Genomic DNA, 11,653 nt, shown 5'->3' on the forward strand with positions numbered 1-11,653 from the left:
CGAGGGCGCTGTAAACCCATCCTTGGGCGCTACTTTTGCCATCTGCCCGCCATGGATGGCGGAAATGCCGTAAACTTATGGAACTGTTTTACGGCCCTGGCAAAAGACCCTCGCTACGGCCTGCCCCCGGCGCGCTGGCGCTGGCTCTCGCTCAGATCAAAAGTCCTTGCAGATCCGCAGGGCATCGTAGATGGCCGCATGGGTGTTACGCGGTGCCGTGCAGTCGCCCAGACGGAACAGCAGGAAGCCATCTCCTTCCTTGCCTTTCTCATCAACCAGGCTCGGCTGCGGCTGAATAGCGTAAAGCGCTTCCAAATCCACCTGTCCCTTGTTGCGGGACTGTTCTTTAAGTGCGTAATAAAGCGCTTCATCGGGGCGCACGCCGTTCTCGACCACCACCTGATCCACCACGCGCTCTTCCAAAGCCCCGGTGTACTCATTTTCGAGCACCGCCACCAAGCCGTCGCCCTCGCGGTAAACCTTATGCAGCATCAGGTCGGAGGACATGATCACCTCCTTCTCGTAAAGGCTGCGGTAGTAGGTGGGGAAAGTGGTTCCGCCCACCGCCGCACCGGGCTTGATATCGTCGGTGACGATCTCCACCTTGGCGCCCTTGTCGGCGAGAAAATCTGCTGCAGAGACGCCTGAGAACTCGCAGATGGCGTCGTAAATCAGCACGTTGTTACCTGGCGCCACTTTGCCTGAGAGAATATCCCAGGTGCTGACTACCAGGCTCTCCTCGGCATTCTCCGAGTAGCCCCAGTCTGGGTGCTGGCTAAGGAAGGGCTGGCCACCGGTGGCAAGCACCACGATATCCGGACGCAGATCGAGCAGCGTTTCCTCATCGGCGCGAGTACCCAGACGCAGGTCGACTTTTAGCCGCGCCAGCTCTAGTTGAAACCAGCGAGTGATACCGGCAATCTGATCGCGCTGTGGGGCCTGGGCGGCAATCGTGATCTGCCCACCCAAAGCGTCAGCAACCTCAAACAGAGTGACGTCGTGACCGCGCTCAGCAGCGACACGCGCCGCCTCCATCCCGCCGGGGCCACCGCCCACCACGACGACTTTGCGTTTGGCGCCCTCGGTTTTCTCAATGATGTGGGGCAACCCCATGTACTCCCGGGACGTCGCCGCATTCTGGATGCACAGTACATCCAGCCCCTGGTACTGGCGGTCGATGCAGTAGTTAGCGCCCACGCACTGTTTGATCTGATCAATCTGGCCCATCTTGATCTTGGCGATCAGGTGAGGGTCGGCAATATGTGCCCGGGTCATGCCTACCAGGTCTACGTAGCCCCCTTCGAGGATACGCTGAGCCTGATTGGGATCCTTAATGTTCTGGGCGTGAATCACCGGCACGTTCACCACTTCCTTGATCCCCGCCGCCAAGTGCAGGAAAGGCTCTGGCGGGTAGGACATATTAGGAATGACGTTGGCCAAGGTGTTGTGGGTATCGCAACCGGAGCCGATGACGCCGAAGAAGTCCACCATACCGGTGGCATCGTAATAAGCGGCGATCTGTTTCATATCGTCGTGAGAAAGACCGTCCGGGTGGAACTCGTCGCCGCAAATGCGCATGCCGACGCAGAAGTCGTCGCCCACTTCAGCACGTACGGCTTTAAGCACTTCCATACCGAAGCGCATACGGTTCTCGAAACTACCGCCCCACTCATCCTCACGCTTATTGACTCGTGGGCTCCAGAACTGATCGATCAAATGCTGGTGCACGGCAGAGAGTTCAACGCCGTCGAGGCCCCCTTCCTTTGCACGCCGCGCGGCCTGGGCGAAGTCACCAACAATACGCCAGATCTCTTCTTCCTCAATGGTCTTGCAGGTCGAGCGGTGCACCGGCTCGCGGATACCAGAGGGTGATACCAGGGTCGACCAGTCGAAACCGTCCCAGCGGGAGCGGCGCCCCATATGGGTAATCTGGATCATGATCTTGCCGCCATGCTTATGCACAGCATCGGCCAAATTCTGAAAGTGCGGAATAATGCGATCAGTGGACAGATTTACCGAGCTCCACCAGCCCTGGGGGCTATCGATGGAAACCACCGATGAGCCACCGCAAATACATAGACCACAGCCCCCTTTGGCCTTCTCCTCGTAGTACCTGACGTAGCGCTCCGTGGTCATACCGCCGTCGGTGGCATGCACCTCAGCGTGAGCGGTGCTGACCACACGGTTGCGAATGGTCAGCTTGCCGATGTCGATAGGCTCGAAAATTGCGTCGAATGCCATGTTTGTCTCTCCTCTCCCCCTGGCTAGCGGGCGGCGTCGGTCAACGGCTGGACGGTAAAGAGGCCGATGTCACAGCCCTCTTCGGCGGCACTCTGGGTCTGCTCGGCCACAGTGCGCAGCGAGCTCCCGCTGGCAGCGAGGATTTGATCCATGGCACCGGCGAACCAGCCGGTGAACATGTACTCCTCTTTTTTACCGGTCTTGCCCAATTGGTAAACGAAAGCGCTGTGTTCGAGACGCACCTGAGCCGTGCCCGACTCGAGATCGATCTGCTCAGTAAGGAAAAGCCCCCAGCCGCGCTGGGAGAGACGGTTCATGTAGTGTTCGAAGACGGCCACACCTTCGATGCCGTGGCATTCGGCCTCTTTTTCACACCAGTGCCAAGCACTCTTGTAGCCGGCGTGATAGAGAATCTCGGCATACTTCTCGGCACCCAGCGCCTCTTCGACGGCCACATGGTTGTTGATAAAAAAGTGCCGTGGTACATAGAGCATCGGCAGGGCGTCGCTCGTCCAGACGCCTGTTTCGCTATCCACTTCAATGGGCAGTGCGGGGGCCAGTTTGGTCACGGTTGTATTCCTCGAATCATTGTTATGTCAGGTTATCGACGGGGCTACCCCGGGAGCATGCCTACGAGGAGGCGCTATGAATCCATCCTTGGGACGCTACCGACGCCATCCCTGGCGTCGGACCTCCTCTACGGCATGCTCCCGGCGCCCCTCACTTCGGAGACAGCCGCCTGCACTTAGTCAGGCGCCCCAGACATCCTTAAGCACGCGCACCCAGTTCTCGCCCATGATCTTGCGCACCTGGGATTCACTCATACCGCGCTTCAAGAGCGCCTCGGTGAGATTGGGGAACTCACCAATGGTGCGGATACCCTCAGGGTTGATGATCTTGCCAAAGTCCGTCAGGCGACGGGCGTAGCCCTTGTCATGAGTCAGCCACTCGAAAAACTCTTGACCATGCCCTTGAGTGAAATCGGTACCGATGCCGATAGCGTCCTCACCGACGATATTCATGATGTACTCGATGGCCTCGCAATAATCCTCGATGGTGGAATCGATGCCTTTTTTGAGGAACGGGGTAAACATGGTGACACCCACAAAACCGCCGTGGTCGGCAATAAACTTGAGCTCTTGATCGGATTTATTGCGCGGGTGCTCTTTGAGACCCGAGGGCAGGCAGTGGGAGTAGCAGACCGGTTTTTGGGATTCGAGAATGACTTCCTCTGAGGTTTTGGCACCGACGTGGGAGAGGTCGCACATAATGCCGACGCGGTTCATCTCTGCAACGATTTCACGACCAAACCCGGATAATCCGCCATCCCGCTCGTAGCAGCCGGTACCCACCAGGTTCTGGGTGTTGTAGCACATCTGTACGATGCCCACGCCCAGCTGTTTGAAGATCTCTACGTAGCCAATTTGGTCTTCAAAGGCGTGGGCATTCTGGAAGCCGAAGATAATGCCGGTCTTGCCCTCTTCTTTTGCGCGAGTGATGTCAGCAGTCGTCCGTACCGGGCGCACCAGGTCGCTACACTCCGCCATCAGCTGGTTGGACTTGACGATATTATCGACCGTGGCCTGAAAACCTTCCCACACGGAGACGGTGCAGTTGGCAGCGGTAAGACCGCCGCGACGCATGTCCTCTAGCAGTTCACGGTTCCATTTGGCGATGATCAGACCATCAATGACGATGGCGTCATTGTGCAATTCAGAGGGGGTCATGGCTAAGCTCCAACATTGGTTAATGTAGCGAGCATAGCGCTGACGTTGGATTGGACTGCTCTTGGAAACGACGGCGGAAATTCCAAAAGCGTCATGGTGTCGTGAACACGACCACTACCCGCGCACCCGCTAACCTTTGCAGAGGAGGAGGAGTACTTTAGAGATAGCAGCCACTAAAAAACCTGCTGCCCGGAGGTGGGCAACAGGTTTGAAATAGTGGTGACGAAGTACCTATCAGCTCAGTAGCGTCACGCTGGCAAAGGTAGGCTCGCCCTGGGCATGGGCAAGCGCCTGCTGGGCACTCGAAAGAGGTTCGCTTTTGTAAGGCTCGCCCCCCCATCGCTTAATTAGCGATGGCGACTTAGCGGGGTTATTTCCTTGACGGTCATGCACACCCAAGCGCTCATTCCTCGGCGGCACCCCAAAGTATTCACGGTAACACTTGGAAAAATGGGGCGTAGAGACAAAGCCGCAAACGGACGCAATTTCGATGATCGAGAGAGGCGTTTGCTTGAGCAATTGCCGGGCACGCACCAAGCGTAGCTTGAGGTAATAGCGAGACGGAGAGCAGAGTAGGTAGCGCTGGAACAACCTTTCTAACTGGCGCCGTGAAACATCCACATACCTTGCCAGCTCATCGAGTTCGATCGGCTCCTCAAGGTTGGATTCCATCAACGCCACAATCTCCAGCAGCTTGGGCTGGGTAGTACCTAGCACGTGCTTGAGCGGCACACGCTGCTGATCCTGCTCGTTACGCACACGCTCGTAGATAAACATCTCGGAGATACCTGCCGAAAGCTCACGCCCATGGTCGTGGGCAATCAGATTTAGCATCATATCCAGCGGTGCGGTGCCGCCAGAGGCGGTGAACCGATCACGATCAATAGAGAAAAGGTGCGGGGTCAGAATGACGTTAGGGAACGCTTCCTGCATGGAGGCCAGGCACTCCCAGTGCACGCTGGTTTGGTAGTAATCAAGCAGCCCCGCCTGACCCAGCGCCCAACTGCCCGTACAGACCGAACCTAATCGTTTTAGCTGGCGCGACTGGGACTGCAGCCAGCGCACGTGCTCGCGGGTGACACTGTGGTGAGGGCCTACCCCACCACAAACGACCACCCACTCAAGCGATAGCGGGGTATGCATAGAGGCATCAGGGGTCACATGCAGCCCATCGCTGGCACGCACGGGCATACCGTCTTGAGTCAAGGTATACCAGCGATACAACTCACGGCCGGCTAATTGATTAGCCATCCGCAAAGGGTCTATCGCGGAGGCCAGAGAAATCAGTGTGAAATTATCTAACAGCAGAAAGCCAAGGGTTTGCGGTTCACCCGCCCGATCAGTCTTTGCTGCCGGGTCTTTTGCTTGATTTGATGTCATGGTTTTACCCTCCGTCACCTTTTAATCATCATTTTTTTCTTATTAGTATAGGCGTCGCTGGCGTATTTTAGTTTCCCCCCTTACTGTCGTGAATACTTTGCTCGTGCAGGAGGGGCATTGCTCTTTGGTCGTATATTGGCATGAACAGGACGGAAAGCGACAACACTATCACGCGAATCTGGCGATCAGTCGCAAATACAATGCTGGAGGTCGCTTCCGAAACTCTTGGTTAGGTTAACGGAGACAACAAATTCAGACTTAACCGCAGCTCTCTCCTCGCATCATCTTCTCTAATCAACAGAGGAAAAGCTGCTATCCACTAACTGATATATGAAGGACGGCTAGGCGACGCGATTATGGTCAGCTTTTCTGGCATCGGAGAAGCCAGCTGTCAGATTTCCAAGCCGTAAGCTTCAACCAGGCCCATCAGTGTCTTGGGGCGTCTCCAATAAGCCCAGCCGAATAGCTTCGTGGACTAAGCCTGCCGTGTGCCTAACGCCTAGGCGGCGCATGATATCGGCACGGTGGGTTTCAACAGTTTTAATACTAACATTGAGCTGATCGGCAATGGCTTTACTGCGAAAACCGCTGGCCACCAGTTTTAGTACTTCGTTTTGACGTGAGGTTAACGGGTTTCCCTGGAATGCCGCCGCCCCCACCACCGAAGCGGCATCGACAAATTTAGCGGGCTCCATAGCCGTAAATACAAACCGCTCGCCCAGCACTGCTTTTCGAATAGCCATTTCCAGTTCATTCACATCCGCATTCTTGTGAAGAAACCCATAGGCGCCCTCCTCAAATAGACGGCGAATAAAGCTATCGCTGGAATAAGTGGAAAGTACTACCACCCGAATACCGGGGCAAAGATCACGCAGTCTGCTCAGCGTCTCAAGCCCTTTCAAATAGAACACTGCCGCATCAATCAGCGCCACTTCCACATCATAGTCAGCAGCCTCTTTTATAAGCTGTTGCTCATAACCCACCTCGGCAACCACCGTCATATTGTCAAAGGTTTCGATAAGGGAGCTGATCGCGGAGCGTACTAGGCGATGTTCATCAGCCAGTAATATCCGGATGGTATCTTCTGTACGTTTCATGGAAATATGCCACGGACCTTGACAAGATAAACCCCGAAGTAAAACTCCCTCGCGAGCACGGGTTCACTAGTTATAGTGTGTCTATTAAGTTTCTTCCCGCTGCGGGACGCAATAGAAGGCGAAGGGGTCAGCAACAAAGCAAGTTGCGCCCACTTGACCCGCAAGGTAACTCACTGACGACTAAATCAGTATAAGCAAAAACCCTGATTACTGTTCTGGTTGTAGGATGCCCAAGTGGAGTGCTTGGCTAATGATATCGTCAAGCGAATAGTTGCCTTGGGCAGGATCAATAAACGTACCTACATCTTGGGTGAGGTCTTTCAATGCCAGCTCGTGAGATAAACGCTTAAGTATCGTAGGGCACAGAAATATTTTGCCTTTTACCGCAGCTTGGAGCGCTATTTCAAGCTCGCTGACACCCGCCTCCCTCAATAAAAAACCATTGGCGCCGCCCCCTAACGCTCGCTTTACTTCAGCAACACTCGGATTAATCGATAGAATAATAATCCCAATTTTTGCACCACTTTCACGCAAACGGCGGGTTGCTTCAAATGCCGTATGGCTAGGCAACTGGGCATCAATCAAGACCACATCAACGCGCAGCTTTTGGGCCACTTCGTAGAGTTGCTCAGAGCTATAAATACTGGCGACCACCTCAATATCTTTAAAACGCTCAATGACACGACACAGCCCCTCACGAACGAAGCCGCTTTCGTTGACGACGACTACCCTGATAGATGACTCAGAACTACCCTGTGGATTCATTCGCGCACCTCCACCCATGCCTACCTGTGTCGCGGCAAGTCCTGCCTATTAGAACGCTCCCTGTCACTGCTAATAAAAAACGCTCAAATCTCTTTTCGATGTGAATACTCACTACCATCGCGTCAGCCGCTTATGATAACAAAGCTTTTCAGCGCCGACAGAGACTACATATAAACCCTGAGTTAAATTTGAAAAATACCAGTAAGACTGATTAAATAAAACGACAGTCTCGTTCAAAGCAAGAGCGTGAATGCCATCGGCGTCACCACCCTTGTGCTCATTCCCCATCAGGCACCCTCTATGGATGACAATAGCGCCCGCTTTACCCGTCTTAAAGACGAGGACGCTCGGCTGACCGAGCTGCGTTCGCTCAATATCCTGGATACCTTCCAAGAAGAGCATTATGACCGCTACACCCGCATAGTCTCTCAGGTCTTTAATACACCTATCGCTGTGATTACGCTAATTGATGAGAATCGCCAATGGCATAAATCATCGATTGGCATGGAGACACGCGAAGTCTCACTGGAGCACTCTTTTTGCGTACACGCCCTTGAGCATGGTTACCTTGAAGTATCTGACACGCTGGATAGTGACTTCTTTCGTCACCATAAGGCCGTCACAGCGTTTCCTTATATCCGCTTTTACGCCGGGGTTGTTCTCTACGGCCCTAGCGGGCAAGCCGTTGGCACCCTGTGCATTAGTGACACCCAACCGCGCGCCTTGAGTGAAGTCGAGCGCTCCTGGCTGATTGCCTTTGGCAAAATTGTCGAAGAACAGATTAATCTCCGGTCACAACTGCTTAATGTGCGTCAGCAGGCTAGTCGCATTAATCAGCGAGACATTCGAACCGGGCTACCCGACGAAATGCTGTTTGGGGAAACCCTCGATAACTTAATTCACCTAGCCAAAGTAGAGTCGTACCACCTGGTTGTTCTGCACCTGCGTATCAATAATCTCGACGAAATCAGTCGGCTCCACGGGCGCGAAAATCGCAACGCCATTCTTAAACATTTTGCCGAGCGCCTCACCGCTCCCGATACCGACGTACTGGCAGCGGGGAGTATGGATAATGATCGCTTCGGCGCAGTGGTCTCTATCTATTCGCTGCGCGATCTTTTTAATGTGATCAAACCCATCGTTAAAAAGCTAAATACCCCCATTGACCTGAATGGACATACCATACGGCCTAGTATTGATGTGGGTATCAGCGTTTCTCCGGATGACGGCATTAGCCCAGATGACTTGCTTGAAAGGGCGCGGACGGCCCTAAAAGGGCCTAAAACTTATGAAGGCATCCATATTTTTACCCAGCGCACTGAAGAAAGCGCGCTACGCCGCCACAAGATTGAACAACGCCTAGAGTCGGCACTGCTCGGCAAAAAGTTACATCAGCACTACCAGCCGTTGGTGCTTGCCGACGGCAGCCAAGTGATCGGATTCGAAGCCTTGGCGCGCTGGCAAGACCGCAAGCTGGGAACCGTTAGCCCTGGCGAGTTTGTGCCCATTGCCGAAACAAATACGCGATTATCTCGACTACTGACTGATTGGTCGCTGGAATGCGTGTGTGAAAAAGCGCCTCACTGGCCGCTAAAGCCCCATGACCCTCCGCTAAAACTGGGTATCAACATCCCCGCGAACCAGTTTTATCAGCGCAACTTTGTCGAGCATATTTTACAAGCGCTTCAGGCGCATGGCTTGACTCCGCAGCGCCTAACGCTGGAGCTTACCGAAGAGAGCCTGCTAACCGATATCGACACCGCCGTATCAACCATGGGCAAGCTGCGAGACAGTGGTATCTCCCTGGCGCTAGATGACTTCGGCACCGGCTACTCATCGCTGAACTATCTAAAGCGGCTGCCTGTCGACGTGCTGAAAATCGACAAAAGCTTTATTGATGACCTGCCCCATGACAAAAAAGCAGTCAACCTTGTCAATGGCATTATTCGCATCGCCCATGGTCTCGGCCTGGAGGTTATCGCTGAAGGCGTCGAGTATGAAGCGCAGCAAAAGGTATTACACGAACTTGGCTGCGATATGCTGCAAGGCTACTTGTTTAGTCGACCGGTAGATGCGGACAAGGCGTTGGCATTGCTGCACACATGGCCCCATTCGGCAGTCGTTTAATGGCCAAGAGGGATCACATAAACTTCCCAAGCAGCCACCCATCTGGCTCCCAGACATTCGCCACGCCTTCTACCCTGGAGGAGTGGCAGACGCATGTTCGAATGCTGCAAAAAATAAACGAGGTAGGTCGTTTAGGCTATTGGTTAATGTCGCTAACCGCTAGCGACGTGTACTGGTCTGACATGGTTTATGAATTTTTTGGCGTCGAGCCAGGATGTTTTGTTCCCGATCAAAACGCATTCATGGCGATGGTGCACCCCCAGGATCAAAGCAAAGTAGCCAAAGCCTTGCTGGAAATGCATGACACCCGGCTAATTGATATCAAGTACAGAATTATCCAGCCAAACGGCAACATCCGCTGGCTGCATGAAGTTGCCGATAATACATCGCCAGAAGACCTCGATATTCTTATCGGCACTTTGCATGACATCACCGCGCACAAATCACTTGAAGAAAAGCTAAGAAAACAGGCCATCACCGATGACCTGACAGGAGTGTTTAACCGGCGTTATTTCATGAAGCGCCTACGGCAAGCCTACTCCCATTTCCGGCGCAGCGGTCAGAATGCAGCGGTGCTGCTCTTTGATGTCGACCACTTCAAAGCGGTCAATGATACCTATGGCCACGCTATGGGGGACCGGGTACTGAGGCGAGTCTGCCGCCTATTTCTGGAACGCTTTAGAGAAACCGACATTGTCGGACGCCTGGGCGGCGAAGAGTTCGCCGTACTGTTGTTTGAGGTGACATCGGAAGCGGCAGTGACCGTGGCTGAAGATATCAGACAAACACTGGCAAACCATGGCTTTAAGACCGAAGCCGGTAGCACCTTTCATATATCCATTACTTGCGGTGTGTCCAGCTTCGCCACGGATGACCCCACAGAAGACAGTATCCTTCACCGCGCCGATAAATCACTGTATCTGGGCAAACACCATGGTCGTGATCAGGTTGTTGGTGAAAGTTAGTAGGGATACTACTGAAAACGCGCATATGCAGGCATACCTGATGACGTTGCCAGTCTCAGTTAGGTAAACAGGTTAAAAAAACCGATCCAGAACAGCGCCAAGGAGTGCGCGTTCAAACTAACAGCGTCCACCACTAACGCTCTGGTTGGCATGCAGTAGCCGACTATTCTTTCTATGCCTTCCCCACAGATTCCGAAAACAGGCGCAGCTTTCGAGAAACACACCGTATCAGTTTGTGTCTACAGATCTCCTGTCCATCTATCTGATATGCTTCTAATCAATGTCATGGGATCTGTTTTTTTACTGTTTACATACAGCACAGCAAACAATTGACTATTCCGATGAAACCATTCAGTGGCTATACCAGTCCTTTAGCAGCGTCTAATTGCGGGTTACCTAAGCGTCCGATTGCAGGTTATCGAATAATCGGTAGCATCGGTTAGCCGTCAGTGGGTGTGTCACATCGCGGTACTCAAGTGTAAAAAGAGAAGCGTTGTCTCAAAGGAATGGCGCAACAAATCTGTAGGTAGAATTGCCACGCGGCACTTCAGGGCTTACAACTATATGGCGAGATTTAGTTAATAATTCAACAACTGGAAGATTAACGCTATGTCGATTGAGCTTTGGCTGTCGTTTGTGTTGGCTTCGTTTTTGGTGATCGCTGCCCCCGGCCCTGCCGTTGCCCTGCTGGTCATGACCGGCATCAATCAAGGCCGCAGGGCGGCTCTGGCGATGCTGCCCGGCTTTTTCTTGGGCGACCTGGTGGCTATGTCTCTTTCGTTTGCAGGCGTAGGCGCCCTGTTGATGGCGTCGGCTGAGTTATTCACGCTTGTGAAGTGGCTTGGAGTGATCTATCTACTTTACCTAGGCATCAAGATGTGGCGTGAATCTGGCCAGTTGAATAACCTGGAAGCCGCTGGGGCCAGCGTTAAGCAGGGCACTGCAAAGGCCTTTTGGGTGACACTCTTGAACCCCAAAAGCATTCTATTCTTTATGGCCTTCATGCCACAGTTTATTAACCAGTCCCTGCCCTTGGCGCCCCAGCTGGCGATTCTGTTTACCACCTTTCTTGTGATAGGCCTTATCTCAGATCTCGGCTATACACTGCTCTCCACAACCAGCCGACAGCTGATGAACGCCAGGTTTCGACGGCTGTTACACCGCTGCGGTGCCGGTAGCTTAATCGGCGCAGGGGTGTTGATGACCGTGATGCGCCGCCCTGCTGCCTAAACAATCTGATTCGCCTATCTCGGCCAATGCTGTGCGTCTCATCTCGCGGAACAAAAAACCAACAGCGATGAGCCTCAAGATCATAGTGGCCGTTTGGCAGCCTCACACCTACTGGGGTGCT

9 protein-coding genes are annotated in these 11,653 nt (G+C 53.5%); 3 read left to right on the top strand and 6 right to left on the bottom strand.

Annotated features, from left to right (window positions below):
• Positions 1–156: 156 nt before the first annotated feature.
• The 6 genes from dgcA to ACT3UM_RS10415 all read right to left on the bottom strand — a co-directional run bounded on the left by dgcA (position 157) and on the right by ACT3UM_RS10415 (position 7,210).
• A complete protein-coding gene (gene dgcA / locus ACT3UM_RS10390; RefSeq protein WP_498898503.1) occupies positions 157–2,241 on the bottom strand; it encodes a dimethylglycine demethylation protein DgcA in 2,085 nt (694 codons plus the stop codon).
• A 23-nt stretch (positions 2,242–2,264) separates the two neighbouring features.
• Positions 2,265–2,810, bottom strand: a complete 546-nt coding sequence (locus ACT3UM_RS10395; protein ID WP_498898505.1) for a DUF5943 domain-containing protein — start codon at positions 2,808–2,810, stop codon at positions 2,265–2,267.
• 180 nt (positions 2,811–2,990) lie between these two features.
• Entirely contained in the window at positions 2,991–3,992 is a 1,002-nt protein-coding gene (locus ACT3UM_RS10400; protein ID WP_498898768.1) for a dipeptidase, read from the bottom strand.
• A gap of 210 nt (positions 3,993–4,202) precedes the next feature.
• A complete protein-coding gene (gene gbdR, locus ACT3UM_RS10405; RefSeq protein WP_498898507.1) occupies positions 4,203–5,348 on the bottom strand; it encodes a choline metabolism transcriptional regulator GbdR in 1,146 nt (381 codons plus the stop codon).
• Positions 5,349–5,761: 413 nt separating this feature from the next.
• The gene (locus tag ACT3UM_RS10410) at positions 5,762–6,445 is read right to left on the bottom strand and encodes a LuxR C-terminal-related transcriptional regulator (RefSeq protein ID WP_498898509.1); all 684 of its coding nucleotides are present in this window, start codon (positions 6,443–6,445) and stop codon (positions 5,762–5,764) included.
• Between the two features lie 207 nt (positions 6,446–6,652).
• Complete coding sequence (locus tag ACT3UM_RS10415; protein ID WP_498898511.1) at positions 6,653–7,210, bottom strand: response regulator; 558 nt, start codon at positions 7,208–7,210, stop codon at positions 6,653–6,655.
• A 246-nt stretch (positions 7,211–7,456) separates the two neighbouring features.
• Between ACT3UM_RS10415 and ACT3UM_RS10420 the strand changes: the two genes are divergently transcribed.
• The 3 genes from ACT3UM_RS10420 to ACT3UM_RS10430 all read left to right on the top strand — a co-directional run bounded on the left by ACT3UM_RS10420 (position 7,457) and on the right by ACT3UM_RS10430 (position 11,532).
• Complete coding sequence (locus tag ACT3UM_RS10420; RefSeq protein ID WP_498898513.1) at positions 7,457–9,337, top strand: putative bifunctional diguanylate cyclase/phosphodiesterase; 1,881 nt, start codon at positions 7,457–7,459, stop codon at positions 9,335–9,337.
• On the top strand, positions 9,337–10,302 hold the full coding sequence (locus tag ACT3UM_RS10425; protein WP_498898515.1) for a GGDEF domain-containing protein: 966 nt from the start codon (positions 9,337–9,339) through the stop codon (positions 10,300–10,302). Before ACT3UM_RS10420 ends, ACT3UM_RS10425 begins: the two co-directional genes overlap by 1 nt.
• A gap of 609 nt (positions 10,303–10,911) precedes the next feature.
• On the top strand, positions 10,912–11,532 hold the full coding sequence (locus tag ACT3UM_RS10430) for a LysE family translocator (protein WP_498898517.1): 621 nt from the start codon (positions 10,912–10,914) through the stop codon (positions 11,530–11,532).
• The last annotated feature ends 121 nt before the right edge of the window (positions 11,533–11,653 follow it).

The organism is Halomonas sp. AOP13-D3-9 (genome assembly GCF_052379125.1).
Classification (GTDB): domain Bacteria; phylum Pseudomonadota; class Gammaproteobacteria; order Pseudomonadales; family Halomonadaceae; genus Vreelandella.

Bases quoted from the DNA above. Each gene is read 5' to 3' on its own strand.
- ACT3UM_RS10415 (WP_498898511.1), bottom strand. From the start codon at position 7,210: ATGAATCCACAGGGTAGTTCTGAGTCATCTATCAGGGTAGTCGTCGTC.
- gbdR (WP_498898507.1), bottom strand. From the start codon at position 5,348: ATGACATCAAATCAAGCAAAAGACCCGGCAGCAAAGACTGATCGGGCG.
- ACT3UM_RS10425 (WP_498898515.1), top strand. From the start codon at position 9,337: ATGGCCAAGAGGGATCACATAAACTTCCCAAGCAGCCACCCATCTGGC.
- ACT3UM_RS10410 (WP_498898509.1), bottom strand. From the start codon at position 6,445: ATGAAACGTACAGAAGATACCATCCGGATATTACTGGCTGATGAACAT.
- ACT3UM_RS10430 (WP_498898517.1), top strand. From the start codon at position 10,912: ATGTCGATTGAGCTTTGGCTGTCGTTTGTGTTGGCTTCGTTTTTGGTG.
- dgcA (WP_498898503.1), bottom strand. From the start codon at position 2,241: ATGGCATTCGACGCAATTTTCGAGCCTATCGACATCGGCAAGCTGACC.